Genomic DNA, 14559 nt, shown 5'->3' on the forward strand with positions numbered 1-14559 from the left:
TAAGTAGTTTCTATAAGAAAGAAAACAGGGAAAGGAAGAAAAAATGCAGAACAAAAAAGCAGACAATATGTTTGCATTTTCATGTACACAGATGACAGAGCTTTTGCAGGATGAAAACCGCGGGATCTATCAGGTGAAAAATGAGACCGGAGAAGGGGTATTTACTATGTATACGGTTTTTCCGGGAGTGATGATTTCTTATAATGATTTCCATATGCGTTATTTTGACTCGGACTTTGTTCCCAAAAGAGAGGTATTCTGTGTCGATCACTGCAGAGAGGGACGGCTGGAATACAATGCCAGAGAAAACGCGTATTCTTATGTGGAGGCGGGAGACTTGAAACTGGACAGACGGCTGACACATAAGGGACACTTTGAAATGCCTCTGTCACACTATCATGGGGTCACAATTACCTTTGACATGCAAATGGCACAGGAGTCACTGGAAGGCGTGCTGGACGGCTTCAAAGTAAATATAGCAAAATTAAGGGAAAAATACTGTCCGGATAAATATCCGGTAGTTATGCATAATCTGCCTTCTATAGAACATATTTTTGGGGAGCTGTATGCAGTGCCGGAAAAAATTAAACTGCCGTATTTTAAACTCAAGATATTGGAGCTTCTTTTATATTTAGAAGCGTTGGAAATAGCAGCGGAGCCTGCAAGACGGCCGTATTTTTACAAGACACAGGTGGAGAAGGTCAAGGCAGTGCAGAGCTTTTTAACAAAGCATCCGGACAGAAATTATACGCAGGAGCAGTTATCCAGACAATTTGACATTTCCTTAACTACTATGAAGCAGTGCTTTAAATCTATATACGGGACTTCTATCGGGGAATGGATGCTGAAATACCGGATGAACCAGGCGGCAGTCCTGTTAAGATGCGACAGGCAATATACAGTTGCAGAGATAGCCGGAATGTATGGATATGACAGTCCCAGTAAATTTGCCATTGCATTCCGTAAAGTGATGGGAATGTCCCCGACAGAATATAGAAACGCTATCCGTTGATTTTGCTGTCCGGACAGGACAAGGCAGACGATATAAAGTGGATGAAAGGAAGGAACAGAATGAAAAAAGAAAACTGGCTGAAAATTCTTCTCGGGTATGCATCCCCATGCAGGGGAAAGATGGCAGCATCTGTAATATGCGCGGTAATCAGCGTAGCGGGAGGATTTGTGCCGTATCTGGGAGTATACTGGATTTTGAAACTATTTATTGAAGAGGAGGCAGAGCTTTGGAAGATAGTATTTTTGGGTTTCATTTGCATGGCGGGATACCTTGTGAAAATCTTGTTTTATGGTATTTCTACAGTATTGTCGCATGTATCTGCCTATACGATTTTAGAGAGGCTGCGTCTGGAGATTTCGGAGAGGCTTTTGCATGCGCCACTTGGGAGTGTGCTCGCAAAGCCAATCGGGCATATGAAAAATACGATTGTAGATCGGGTGGAGGATATAGAACCGCCTCTCGCACATATGATACCGGAATTATCCTCTAATATGCTGCTTCCGGCGGTGGTTATCGTTTCCCTGTTTGTGATTGACTGGCGTATGGGACTCGCTTCTCTGGTGACCATTCCGATAGCAGTGATTCCAATGGCTGCAGGAATGAAAACCTTCAATAAGAATTATGCGGCTTATATGGCGGCAAACGATCATGTAAACAGTGTGATTGTGGAATATGTAGAGGGAATTGAAGTGGTGAAGGCATTTAATCAGACGTCAGGTTCCTATGAGAAATTTGCAGGAGCAGTAACAGCCTTTCGGAATTTTACAATGGCATGGTTCCAAAGTACATGGGTGCCTATGAATCTGACCTTTTCTATTCTGCCCACGACGCTGCTTGGCACACTTCCGGCGGGGATTGCTCTATATTTGAAGGGAGAGCTGGAGCCGGCAGAGATTGCGCTTTGTTTTATGCTGGTTCTGGGAATTATCAGTCCTCTTATGAAGGCGACGCAGTTTATAAATGAAATGAAAAGTATGGAATATGCAGTAAAAGATGCGAAAGAGCTTCTACATATAGCACAGCTTGCAGAGGTGGGAGAAACAGAAAAAACAAAGAGCAGCCAGATAGTATTGGAGCATGTATCCTTCTCCTATACAGGGGAAAAAGAACAAGAAGTGTTGCACGACATGAATCTGACACTTCCAGAAGGGAGCTTTACAGCCCTGGTGGGTCCCTCCGGAGGAGGAAAGTCAACGGTAGCAAGGTTAATTGCCAGGTTCTGGGATGTGTCAGAAGGGCAGATCAAAATCGGAGATACAGACATTCGAGAGATGTCTCTGCGGCAGCTGGCACAGTCAGTAAGCTTTGTTACACAGGACAATTTTCTCTTTGACTGCTCTTTAAAAGAGAATATACGGCTTGGAAATCCGAAAGCAGATGACAGAGAGGTTTTTGCCGCTGCGAAGGCGGCTATGTGTGAAGAATTCATAGGCAGGCTTGAGAAGGGGTGGGATACGCCGGCAGGCGAAGCAGGAAAACAGCTTTCCGGAGGGGAACGGCAGAGGATTGCGATTGCGCGGGCGATCTTAAAGAATGCGCCGATTGTTATATTAGACGAGGCGACCGCTTTTACAGATCCGGAAAATGAAGACAAAATTCAAAGCTCTGTCATGGCATTGTCTCAGGGGAAAACATTGCTCGTAATTGCACACCGTCTGTCAACGATCCAGAATGCAGATCAGATTGCAGTGCTTGAAAAGGGACGGCTTATAGATATAGGAACCCAAAAGGAATTATTGGAGAGATGTTCGCTCTATCAGAAAATGTGGCAGGCACATATCGGCGCACAGGGCTGGGCAGTCGGAAATGGAAAAAGAAAGGAGGAGAAACACTATGTTTAGAAGTATCGGGCGGATTCTAAGGTGGACAGGAGAATATAGAAAAAGACTGTATGCAGGCTGTATCTGTTCCTTTTTTGCTACCTGGTGTACGGCAGGGCCGGTTATGGTAGCGGCATGGGCGCTGGGAAAAGTAATTGAGGATTACCGCGGAGGAGAGCAGATAAAGGGAAGCTTTATCTGGCTGTGTCTGGGCGCGGTGGCGGGCTTTATATTTTTGCGCTTTGTGTTTACTTATGCGAAGAATCGCCTGCAGGAGAGTATCGGTACAGAACGGACGGCAAAACAGAGAATGGAAATAGGAGATATGCTGAAACGAGTGTCTCTGGGATATTTTTCGAAAAATAATATGGGAGATATACTTGCCGCTGTTACAACAGAGCTTTCTACATTAGAGCTCAATGGCATGAAAATGATTGACGCGGTAATAAACGGCTATATACAGGTAGCAGCCATCATCTGTTGTCTTGCGTTTTTTTCTCCCCTCGCGGCGCTTATCAGTATTGCAGGAGTAGTGCTTTCTGCCTTTGCGCTTAGGGGTATCAACAGACAGAGCAAATGTACCGCCCCGATAGGACACAAGGCAAAAGAGGATCTTTCTGCCGCGGCAGTCGAGTATATCCGCGGGCTTTCGGTCGTAAAGTCTTTTGGAAAAGAGGGGGCATCTATACAACGTTTTCAAAAGGCGGCAAAGGAAAACAAAGATATCTGCATTAAAAATGAATTTGGCTTTGTACCATGGAATTGTCTGCATTTGTTTTTCTTAAAAGGTACCTCTGTTGCACTTGTACTTACGGCAGCATGGGAGACAGTGAACGGAGAGCTTGCGCTTCCGGTACTTCTGATGATTGCCCTGTTTTCTTTTACCATATATGGAGGAGTGGAAAATATCAATGATGCGGCGCATATTTTATCTGTGATTGATGCGGCGATGGATAAACTTGAACGACTGGAGGAGACAGAGTTTATTGACAGGGATGGCAGGGAGATTTCACTTAACGATTACCAGATAGAATTTGCACATGTTTCATTTGGATATGACAAGCGTGAGATTCTACATGATGTTTCCTTTGTAATTCCACAGAATACAACGACGGCGATTGTAGGTCCGTCAGGGAGTGGAAAGAGTACGATATGCAGTCTGCTTGCCAGATTTTACGACGTAAACAGTGGAAAGATAACTGTGGGCGGACACGATATAAAAGAATTTACGTGTGACAGCCTGTTAAAGAATATATCTATGGTATTTCAAAATGTCTATCTGTTCCATGACACAATACGCAACAATATTCGTTTCGGGAAACCAGGTGCTTCGGAGGAAGAGATCCGCGCAGCGGCAAAGGCAGCCAGATGTGATGCGTTTATTATGGAACTGCCTGAGAAATATGACACCATTATAGGAGAGGGTGGCTGTACACTGTCCGGAGGAGAGAAGCAGAGAATCTCCATTGCCCGCGCAATGTTAAAAAATGCACCGATTATTATATTAGATGAGGCGACTGCGAGTGTGGATCCAGAGAATGAGCAGGATATACAGAAGGCAATTTCTGCTTTAGTGCATGGCAAAACCATTATTACAATTGCCCACCGGCTGCATACGATTGAACATGCAGATCAGATCCTCGTTGTAGAGGAGGGAAAAATCAGCCAGTGTGGTACCCATGAAGAGCTTTTAAGCCAGAAAGGCCTGTACCGTCATTTTGTAGAGAGGAGAGAGAAAGCGGAAAAGTGGCATATCACCGGCACTTGTACATCCGGAAAAGCTGTGCTATAGTCAGAAGAAAAGAAACAAAAATAGCTGACCAATCAGGAGGGAGAAGGAATGGATTTTGAAGCATTGCACAGGGTGAGGGAAAGCTGCCGTATTTACAGCGACAGAAAAGTAGAGAGGGAGATATTGACACATCTGGTTGACATAGCCAGATTATCTCCCAGTGCATGTAATTCTCAGGCATGGCATTTTATTATTGTAGATGAAAAAGAGGCGCTTAGAAAATTACGAGACGGGCTGGATGACGACGGGCTTACGGGCTGCCCCTGGAAAGAAAATGTACCGGCATTTATTCTGATTTGCGAGGAGAGAGCACATTTAAGACCGGCGATAGAAGAAAGGTACGGCTCACAGTATTTTACACAGATGGATATAGGAATGGCGGCTGTGACCTTATGCTACGGAGCAGCAGATATAGGGCTTGGCACTTGCATGATCGGCGTGGTAAATCAGAAAAAACTAAAGGCTGCATTTCAAATTCCTGAGGAATGTACCGTACGTCTTGCAGTTGCCGTCGGGTATCCGAAGAAGGCAGGGACGATACGACAAAAGAGCCGGAAGGAATTAAAGGAAATAGTAGGGTATAATCAGTGGTAAAATAAGTTAAAAAAGATGATTGACAATCCGGCGTATTAGTGATAAAGTTTTTTTAAACCGTTGAAGAAGAGCAAGTACTTTCTGACAGCTTACCTTACAGAGAGCTGCGGATGGTGGAAAAGCAGCAGGCAAAGGCAGAGAGGAATGGGCTTCGGAGGGTGAGCTGAACGGCAGAGAATGGCTGTCAGTAGGCGAACCGGAGAGAGTACTCCGTTATCAAAGGCAGCATATGTTAGTATGCATGAGTGGATGTAGTGTTACATCAAGCTGGGTGGCACCGCAGGAGTTTTTAGACGAATAAAGCTCTTGTCCCTGCAATGTAAAAAGTTGTATGGGACAGGGGCTTTTTATTATTGTATAGGAAACTTCGTTTCCTATACAATAAAACCCTCAGAGGGAGGCACACTGCGTGCAAGTGGAAAATGGCTGCTGACACAGACGCGCTTCGGCGCACAAAGTGTATAAGCCCCTCAAGAGTGAGGGGCAGAGGAGTTGAAATGGGCTTGTCCACTCTGTTCTGAGAAAATATGCCGCAGTCCCAGAGAGTGTGCCGGATAGAATTTCGGCAGTAAGAAAGGAGAAGAAAAATGAGCGAGAAAAAAATCCCTTACAAAATCTATCTGGAAGAAAGTGAGATGCCCAAGGAATGGTATAATGTTCGGGCAGATATGAAAAATAAACCGGCTCCGCTTTTAAATCCAGGAACATTAAAACCAATGACGGAAGAAGAATTATCCGGCGTATTCTGTAAAGAACTGGTAAAACAAGAGCTGGATAATGACAACCGGTATATTGAGATCCCAGAGAAAATTCGAGATTTCTATAAAATGTACCGTCCGGCTCCGCTGGTGAGAGCGTATTGTCTGGAAGAGAAGCTGCAGACTCCGGCAAAGATTTATTATAAATTCGAGGGAAACAATACAAGTGGGAGCCATAAGCTTAACTCTGCGATTGCTCAGGCGTATTATGCAAAAGAGCAGGGATTAAAGGGAGTGACAACGGAGACGGGAGCAGGGCAGTGGGGAACCGCGCTGTCTATGGCGTGTTCTTATCTCGAGTTGGACTGCAAAGTCTATATGGTGAAATGCTCTTATGAGCAAAAACCATTCCGTCGGGAAGTGATGCGGACTTATGGTGCAAGTGTGACACCGTCTCCATCTGAAACGACAGAGGTGGGAAGAAAGATCCTTGCTGAGCATCCTGGAACGACAGGAAGTCTTGGATGTGCAATTTCTGAGGCGGTGGAGGTAGCTACCCATACGCCAGGGTATCGGTATGTGTTGGGAAGTGTGTTAAATCAGGTATTGCTTCACCAATCTGTGATTGGCGTAGAGACGAAGATAGCTATGGATAAATATGGAATCAAGCCAGACGTCATCATTGGATGTGCGGGAGGAGGTTCTAATCTGGGCGGACTGATTTCACCATTTATGGGAGAGAAACTTAGGGGAGAGGCAGATTACCAGTTTATTGCTGTAGAACCAGCGTCCTGCCCAAGCTTTACAAGAGGTGTCTATGCGTATGACTTCTGCGATACCGGAATGGTTTGCCCGCTGGCGAAAATGTATACACTGGGAAGCGGCTTTATTCCGTCTGCAAATCATGCGGGAGGTCTGCGCTATCATGGTATGAGTTCCGTTCTTTCCCAGTTGTACGCGGATGGATATATGGAAGCGCGTTCTGTTGAGCAGACAGCAGTATTTACTGCGGCAGAGCAGTTTGCGAGAGTGGAAGGAATTCTTCCTGCACCGGAGAGCAGCCATGCGATCAAGGTTGCCATTGATGAGGCAATGAAATGCAAGGAGACAGGAGAGGAAAAGACTATTCTCTTTGGTCTGACAGGTACAGGGTATTTCGACATGGTAGCATATGAGAAATTCCATAATGGCGAGATGACAGACTATGTACCTACAGATGCCGATTTACAGGTGGGATTCAATGGGATTCCTAAATTTACGGGAAATATGGAATAAGGAAAACGTGTATTAAGACAAAATAAATCAAGGATATAACTAAGAGACAGGGGCTATTTTTGGCCTCTGTCTTTTTGTCTATGGTTAAATACTCGTGATAAAGAAAAAAGAAAGAACAAAGTGGGCTTGTCCACTTTGCGCGCCGCCGCAATACCGCAAAGCGATAAAATTTCCTTATTGCGGCGTGCATATACTGCCCGAAGGGGTTTTATATCATAGGTCAGTCTGAAGGACTTTCCTATGATATAAAAAACGGGAAATTTTGTTCTGCACAAAATTTCCCGTTTATATGATACATGCGGAAGATGGGACTTGAACCCACACAAGCGCAATGCTTACAAGATCCTTAGTCTTGCTCGTCTGCCAGTTCCGACACTTCCGCATTTTGGCATGTATGATAATATCCACACGCCACGAATAATATAATACCTGTTATCGGATTAAATGTCAATCACTTTTTTGAGTTTTTTTAAATATCCTGATACGCATATAAACGTATCCATATACATTGTATCAGGATAGCAGAAGTCATCAGAATCTATAAAATACAAATATAGAATAATATAAGGATGTGAAACGGTGGAAAACAGAGTAAGAGAACTTAGGAAAGAAAGAGGACTTACCCAGATGGGATTAGGTTCTAGAATCAATGTGTCACAACAGGTTATCAGCGGTATCGAACGTGGGAAAAAATCTATGGCAGCGGATATTTTAGTTCAGCTGGCGCGTTTCTTTCATGTTTCTGCAGATTACATACTGAAAATTTCAGATACGAGAATGACGGTAGAATACCAGATTGAATTTAGAAAGTTTCCCAATAAGTATATGGAAATGTATAGAATATACGATCTGCTGAATCAGGAGAACAGAAAGCTAATTTATGAACTGATGACAAAGCTTGAAAAAGGACAGGACAATTAGAATAGGATCTGTAATATAGCATTATGCAGATAAGGTCAAAAGAAATGGGGTGTACAAGGAGAAAGTCTCCTTGTACATTGCAATTAGGAAAGCGTTTTGATTACTCTTGCCGGAACTCCGGCGAGGAGAACGTTATCACCAAAAGATTTTGTGACAACAGAACCAGAGGCTACAACGACATTTTTCCCAAGTGTCACACCAGGATTGATGACGCTATGGCCTCCGATCCAGCAATTCTCACCGAGTTTGATAGTACGCCCATATTCCTGACCGGTAAGCCTTTCATCAGAGTCTAGAGGATGATTGACTGTATAGATGCCTACTTGCGGGCCTATTTTTACATGATCCCCAATGATAACCTTTCCGACATCGGCAATAACACAATTGTAATTTATAAATACATGATTTCCTACATAGATATTTCTTCCGTAATCACATTGAAATATAGATTTTATATTGACATCTTCTCCCATATGTCCCAGCAGCTTTTTTAATGTATCGTACCGTTTTTGCTTTTGACTGTTGTCGAGCTGGTTCAACTCAAAGATAACATGGTTGCAAAAAACTCTCATTTCCTTTAGCTCAGGAGCAGACGGAGAAATGAGTTCACCCTGCAGCATTCTTTCGTATTCGTTCATAAATGTTCTCCTTTAGTGAAATACTTACTATATGTACACTATGGCTTATTATACTCTATAGGAGAAGAAATTTACAAGCAGTGAAAGGAACTTGGCTGCCAAAGCTGACCGTTTATTTGAGAAGCTGTTTTCTGCCGACTAATTCATCCAAAGTTATATTATAAATATCAGCCATCTGAATTAGAATAAAAATATTTGGGATGCTGATTCCACGTTCGTATGCGGAGATAGTTTGTCTTTGTATACTTAATTTTTCGGCAAGATCAGACTGATTCATATTATGCTGTATACGGAGTTCTTTTAATTGGTTTCCCAACGTATTAGATAACATTATTCATCACCAGATTTATTGTAACATTGGATATATGGATAAAATAGAAATACATCATATTGGAGTATACATAAACCTTATAATTGGATAGCACTGCGGCTGGTATCCGATACAATAATAAGTAGATTATTAAAGGGTGTGAACACAGTGGATAACCGGGTAAAAGAGCTCCGAAAAGAACGAAGGCTAAAGCAAGAAGAGTTAGCCGCTAAAATCAATGTCTCACAGCAGACTATCAGTAGAATTGAAAACGGTGAAAATTCTCTGCCGGCAGATATTTTGATACAACTATCCCGTTTTTTTCATGTATCTATCGATTATATTCTGAAGATGTCGGATAAAAGGCTTACAGAGGAATACTGGATTGAATTTCAACAATTTACAGAAAATCATATAGATATATGCAGGATGTACAGTGCTCTGAATAAGAGAAAGCAGAATCTAATTCACGGGCTGCTAAAAGAAATGTATGAGGATGAAAAAGCATAAAGAGAAAAGGAAAGTAAACTGTACCCTAATAGTAAGACACAGAAAAAGAGATTGTGTTGAACTATTAGGGTACTTTTGTCATATTTGAAAAAAATAGAGGAAGTGCATATGGGACGGAAAAGGGGAATCACGGCTCACAGAAACAGAGATTTTACAAAAGAAGAAATTGTGATATTATCTTTAATCCTAATGATAAAAATGTTTCTGTTAAACAAATAAATTATACGATGTGTTTAAAATTCATTTCTTGGAACAGTATCAAACTGGAAAGATATCTTTAGAAATTTTTACGTAAGCAGTTTTTGGAAAAATATTTGAACAAGAACGGATTGATAATGTGGAGGCAGGTTGAAAAAGGAAAACAAATCGTCCTGGAGGTGTGTGTGATTAAAAGAAAGGATATTTCGGCAAGAGAACTGTTAATAGCAAGGACTTAAATTTAAAAGAGAAAAATTTTTATATGAAACAACAGAATTTCTATTTATGACAGGAGAGCTCTTTTCTGTGAGAAATATAATGATTGAAAAGTCAGTCAATGACCAAGGGAAAATAAAATCTGCTCTTAAATATCAAATTATTCAGGCGTCTTTAGCAAAAAATAATTGTCCTTTTTCTATCCGCTATCTTTGTATGCCAGACAGGCGTCTCTCGATAGGGATACTATGCATAGATAAAGAATTCAAAAAGAAGTCTAAAAGACAATCAAGCATATGAGATATAGGAGGATGGTTTGTTTCACTCGGCTCAGGAGGCACAGTATACGAACAGAGCAGCGGGTAATCTTCTTAAGGAGATACCTCCATACACAGTCCATGTCCAGATGCGGCAATTGCTGGGATAACATTCTGCAAGAATCCCTTTTAAGGGCATTATATCTATTTAACAACTGGCAAAAATCCGTACTAAAAGGCGCTGAAACATAAGTATGAATCAACGCCTTCTTTTTTGTCCTTAATAAAGGGTACAGCTTATTATGATTGACCGTTTTCTTATTTTACGCTATTTTTTCTGTGTCCACGTTAAGTATTGGATATACTATCTTGCCATTTCATATATCCGTATAATGTCTTCTTTATATAAGGTTTTAAAGAAACCGACATGTCCACCGCCTGTAGCAACGCATTTTTCTGCAAGTTCTTCAATTTGCGAATCAGTGGGGGCTATGCCTAGCTCATGCAGATTAGTCGGCATACCGATCCGATGGCACCAGTTTTCCCATGCTTCAATACCGCGAAGTGCAGTATCTTCTATGTCAAAGAAGTTTTCAGGTACATCAAATACGCGTACTGCAAATTGTGCAAACCTAACAGGATTTACCTTGTATACATATCTTGCCCAACTTCCCCATATAGCACATAGACCAGCGCCATGAGCAACATCGAACATACCGCCCAGTTCGTGTTCGATCTTATGAGAAGCAAAATCGCCGATCCGGCCAGTTCCCGTCAGACCATTGTGAGACAGGCTACCCGCCCACATTAACGTTGCGCGTGCTTCATAATTTTCAGGTTCTCTTATAGCAGTCAGAGCAGCTTCACGTACAGAGACGAGAAGTCCTTCAGACATACGATCGATAAGCTCTGTTCCAGTTACATTTGTAAAATAGCGTTCCATCGTATGCATCATAATATCAGCGGCACCACTCGCAGTCTGGTAAACCGGAAGTGTATAAGTCAGTTCAGGATTCATAATGGCAAATTTTGGACGTGCACAGTCATGGTTATAAGAGCGCTTGAGCATTCCATCTTCAATTGTGATAACCATAGAGTTACTTGTTTCCGAACCCGTCGCAGCAATAGTAGAAATGCAGCCGAGTGGGGCGATTTTATCTGTGGTTACTTTTCCAAGAAGTAAGTCTTCAAGATCAAAATCATTGGCCAGTCCATAAGCGATACCTTTAGCAGAATCAATAGGACTTCCTCCGCCTACAGGCAGAAGAAAATCAACTTTTTCCTCTTTACAAAGCCGTATTCCTTCTTTTACAAGAGAAAGCCTTGGATTTGGAACCACTCCGCCCAGATCCACATATTCGAGTCCGCAGTCAGTTAAACCTTGATGGATATGCTCCAAGGTTCCGCTTTTTTGGAGATAATCACCTCCAAAATGGACAAGTACTTTGTGTCCACCTCTTGATTTGATTTCCTTACCGGCTTGGGTTTCGGTATTTTTTCCGAAAATAACCTTAGTTGGACTATAAAACTCAAAATTGATCATGATATAAACCTCCTTATTTATATATTTAATATTCATAATACAGAAGTTTTCCGGAACTGAATAATCATAAAATTGCACTTACTTAGTGCAATAAAATCAGAATAGAAAACAAAAGATTCGTGATATGAACAGCTTGCACAAAAAAGTGTTTTATAATTTAGGAAAATTCACAATAAAAAAGTGAAACATTGTAATAATATAGTACAAAAAACAAATTGTTGCACTAAGTTTGAAAATGATAGTGAAATTATATGAATTGTAAACGCAAATATGGTTAGCTATAATACACTCAAACAGCAAGGAAAGGTGGTTAAATGTTCTTATCAAGAGAAAAAAGGATACTAAATTTACTTTTAAAAAATGAAAAAAAGTTTACAATATCCCAGATTGCCGCTGAATTAAATGTCAGCCAACGTACTATCAAAGCGGACATTAAAAAAATTAACGAAGAGCTAAGACAAACTTCCTGCTGTATTCATACAAAGCGTGGGGTTGGAGCATGGCTTGTCTGTGATGAAGAAGGAAAAAAACATCTGAAAATGGCTGTTTATGCAGAACAAGATTTTTATATTTCTGCAAAAGTCAGGAAATATTATATAGCTGTACTTCTTCTGAGCTGTGACGGATTTATTTCTATGGAAACAATAGCAAACAGGCTCTATGTGAGTAAAGGGAGTGTTGTAAACGATATTGGCGCTCTAGATTTATTTTGGAATAAGTTTGAGATTACTATAGTAAAGAAAGTGAAATATGGAATTCGCATTTTGGGTACAGAAAAGCAGATCAGGTTGGCTTTTATTGAGGCGCTGAAGAAAATTGCGGAAACAATGGAAAAATTGGAAAGAATGAAAGAGGAGCTTTTGTTCTCAAGCGTAATGCCTGAACAGTTAAAGTCCATAATAAAGGATGCCGAAAAGAAATTCTGTTTTGTTCTTACAGATACATATTTCCAAGAACTTCTTATACAAATGATAGTAATGGCAGAACGGTTGGAAAAGGGATTCGTAATGGAAGGAGAGACAGGAGATAATCAGTCGAGTGGAAAAGTTTGGCACATCAGTAGTTTTTTGCGTGAGCAGATGGAAAAAGTAATGCGAATAGATATATCAAATGCAGAGAATTTATATCTGGTAATGTGTCTAAAAAGTTTACGTTTCCAGGTTTCCATGGAAGAGGACGTAGAAAGGGAACAGAAGGGAGAACCAGATATATTTGATTATATGATAGAAATCCTAAGGGAAATTGATGAAAAGTACCATTTGGATATTGCAGATGATACAGAACTTACAAGTGTGTTGCTCAAACACCTTGAGACTATGCTCTACCGGATTCAGAATAAACTTTTTGTTATGAATCCAATTCTGGTATCTATTAAAAAAGAAATGTTCTATGAATATGGGATTGCGACATATTTCATTGCAAAATTTGAAGAAAAATACAAGATTAAAGCTACAGAGAGCGAAATAGGATATATAGCTTTTCACATTGGTGCAGCCATAGAACGTAAGGCAAGGAAATATAAAAAGGTGGTTCTGGCATCCCTGGTCTGTATAACAGGGATTGGTACATCTCAGTTTCTTTCAGCAAAGCTACAAAGGGTGTTTCCTAATTTGAAAATACACAGGATTATTCCGGGAAATATGGTAGGAAATATGGTGGAGTGTGAGGAAGAGATTGTCATTTCCACCGTTCCTTTAGATTTGAAAGGGAGTGATGTGATACAAGTTTCTCCGGTTTTAAACGAAGAAGATATAGCGAAAATCGAAAAGTACCTTTTGGCCAAAGAAAATCAGATTTTACAAAGTGACAGTCACTATGGATGTTTGAAGAACCTTATCTACGAGGAGCTCACTGTTTTAAACTGCGATCTGAAATCGAAAGAAGAAGCTATTGAACTGCTTGGAAAGCGGATGTTTCGGGAGAACTATGTGGATGAAGGATATGTAAAATCAGTATTTAATAGAGAGCAAGTCTCTGATACATCAGTGGGCAGCCTTGTAGCAATACCACATGCTTTTGGAGGACATATCCTGAAGCAAGGAATTGGTCTTTTGACATTGCAAAAACCTATTATATGGGGAATGGAAAAAGTGCAGCTGATCTTCATGTTGGCCCTCAATCCTAATGGAGAAATTAGTGTGCAGGATATTTTTGAAGAACTTCTGGATTTGACAAAGAATTTTAAAAATATAGAAAATATTTTAAGGGCAAGAAAATATAACGAAATAGACATTTTGAGAAAGTAAAATTAAGTTGTAAAAAGCAGAAATAAGGAAAGGAAAATTTTATGAATATCGCAGAAATGATTGATGAGAAGCTGATAAGATTTGATTTTGACGCTAAGACAAAGGATGATGTCATAAAAGGCGTCAGCAAAATGATGTATGATGCAGGAAAAGTAAATGACCTGAATGCATATTTAGATGGAATTTACGAAAGAGAAGCAGAATTCTCGACGGGAATAGGGAATGGCATTGCTATTCCTCATTGCAAATTGAACTGTGTCAGAGAAGCAGCATTTACATTAGTCAAATTGAAGGCTTCAGTGGAGTGGGGCTCATTGGACGGGAGACCGGTTGACTATGTGATAATGCTTGCAGCGCCAAACACATCGGAAAATGTACATTTAAAAATGCTTTCCGGGCTTGCAGAAAATCTTATGGATGATGACTTTCGAAATGCGCTGAAAGACGCGGAAAACATTGAAGAAATTAAACAGTTGTTTAAAAAACAGGTATCGATGTGAGAAGACGCATTAATCTAAAAAGAAAGGAG

Annotated in this window: 13 protein-coding genes and 1 tRNA gene; 10 read left to right on the plus strand and 4 right to left on the minus strand. The window is 40.9% G+C overall.

The genetic code is table 11. The features are described from left to right. The first annotated feature begins 43 nt into the window (after nt 1-43). From ACZ5C4_RS08305 to ACZ5C4_RS08325, 5 genes are all read left to right on the plus strand, one after another. Nucleotides 44-1012, plus strand: a complete 969-nt coding sequence (locus ACZ5C4_RS08305) for a helix-turn-helix transcriptional regulator (RefSeq protein WP_464520596.1) — start codon at nt 44-46, stop codon at nt 1010-1012. A 59-nt stretch (nt 1013-1071) separates the two neighbouring features. Continuing rightward, nucleotides 1072-2853, plus strand: coding sequence for an ABC transporter ATP-binding protein (locus ACZ5C4_RS08310; RefSeq protein ID WP_464520597.1), 1782 nt, complete (start codon nt 1072-1074; stop codon nt 2851-2853). Further along, entirely contained in the window at nt 2846-4624 is a 1779-nt protein-coding gene (locus tag ACZ5C4_RS08315; RefSeq protein WP_464520598.1) for an ABC transporter ATP-binding protein, read from the plus strand. Before ACZ5C4_RS08310 ends, ACZ5C4_RS08315 begins: the two co-directional genes overlap by 8 nt. Nucleotides 4625-4672: 48 nt before the next feature. Beyond that, nucleotides 4673-5218, plus strand: coding sequence for a nitroreductase family protein (locus ACZ5C4_RS08320; protein ID WP_464520599.1), 546 nt, complete (start codon nt 4673-4675; stop codon nt 5216-5218). Between the two features lie 587 nt (nt 5219-5805). After that, nucleotides 5806-7191: a TrpB-like pyridoxal phosphate-dependent enzyme gene (locus ACZ5C4_RS08325; protein ID WP_464520600.1), complete on the plus strand. Its 1386-nt coding sequence runs from the start codon at nt 5806-5808 to the stop codon at nt 7189-7191. A 297-nt stretch (nt 7192-7488) separates the two neighbouring features. Here the strand turns inward: ACZ5C4_RS08325 and ACZ5C4_RS08330 are convergent. Then, a tRNA-Leu gene (locus ACZ5C4_RS08330) sits at nt 7489-7573 on the minus strand. A gap of 197 nt (nt 7574-7770) precedes the next feature. Here ACZ5C4_RS08330 and ACZ5C4_RS08335 point away from each other — a divergent pair. Next, nucleotides 7771-8112 carry a helix-turn-helix domain-containing protein gene (locus tag ACZ5C4_RS08335; protein WP_464520601.1) on the plus strand — a complete coding sequence of 114 codons (342 nt, stop codon included), beginning with the start codon at nt 7771-7773 and terminating at the stop codon, nt 8110-8112. A gap of 83 nt (nt 8113-8195) precedes the next feature. Here the strand turns inward: ACZ5C4_RS08335 and ACZ5C4_RS08340 are convergent, their stop codons facing one another. Next, nucleotides 8196-8750, minus strand: coding sequence for a sugar O-acetyltransferase (locus ACZ5C4_RS08340; protein WP_464520602.1), 555 nt, complete (start codon nt 8748-8750; stop codon nt 8196-8198). Between the two features lie 112 nt (nt 8751-8862). Next, a complete protein-coding gene (locus ACZ5C4_RS08345; RefSeq protein WP_186875762.1) occupies nt 8863-9081 on the minus strand; it encodes a helix-turn-helix transcriptional regulator in 219 nt (72 codons plus the stop codon). Between the two features lie 147 nt (nt 9082-9228). Here ACZ5C4_RS08345 and ACZ5C4_RS08350 point away from each other — a divergent pair, with 147 nt between their 5' ends. Together ACZ5C4_RS08350 and ACZ5C4_RS08355 are read left to right on the plus strand one after the other, a co-directional pair. After that, nucleotides 9229-9570: a helix-turn-helix domain-containing protein gene (locus ACZ5C4_RS08350; protein ID WP_186874707.1), complete on the plus strand. Its 342-nt coding sequence runs from the start codon at nt 9229-9231 to the stop codon at nt 9568-9570. 504 nt (nt 9571-10074) lie between these two features. Further along, nucleotides 10075-10284, plus strand: a complete 210-nt coding sequence (locus tag ACZ5C4_RS08355) for a hypothetical protein (RefSeq protein ID WP_464520603.1) — start codon at nt 10075-10077, stop codon at nt 10282-10284. Between the two features lie 321 nt (nt 10285-10605). Here the strand turns inward: ACZ5C4_RS08355 and ACZ5C4_RS08360 are convergent, their stop codons facing one another. Then, on the minus strand, nt 10606-11784 hold the full coding sequence (locus ACZ5C4_RS08360; protein WP_464520604.1) for an iron-containing alcohol dehydrogenase: 1179 nt from the start codon (nt 11782-11784) through the stop codon (nt 10606-10608). A gap of 314 nt (nt 11785-12098) precedes the next feature. Between ACZ5C4_RS08360 and ACZ5C4_RS08365 the strand changes: the two genes are divergently transcribed. Both ACZ5C4_RS08365 and ACZ5C4_RS08370 read left to right on the plus strand, forming a co-directional pair. Then, nucleotides 12099-14030 (plus strand): BglG family transcription antiterminator, encoded by a 1932-nt coding sequence (locus ACZ5C4_RS08365; RefSeq protein ID WP_464520606.1) that lies wholly within the window; start codon nt 12099-12101, stop codon nt 14028-14030. Nucleotides 14031-14071: 41 nt separating this feature from the next. Next, a complete protein-coding gene (locus ACZ5C4_RS08370) occupies nt 14072-14530 on the plus strand; it encodes a PTS sugar transporter subunit IIA (RefSeq protein WP_464520607.1) in 459 nt (152 codons plus the stop codon). Nucleotides 14531-14559: the final 29 nt, after the last annotated feature.

This window comes from Mediterraneibacter flintii, assembly GCF_055387595.1.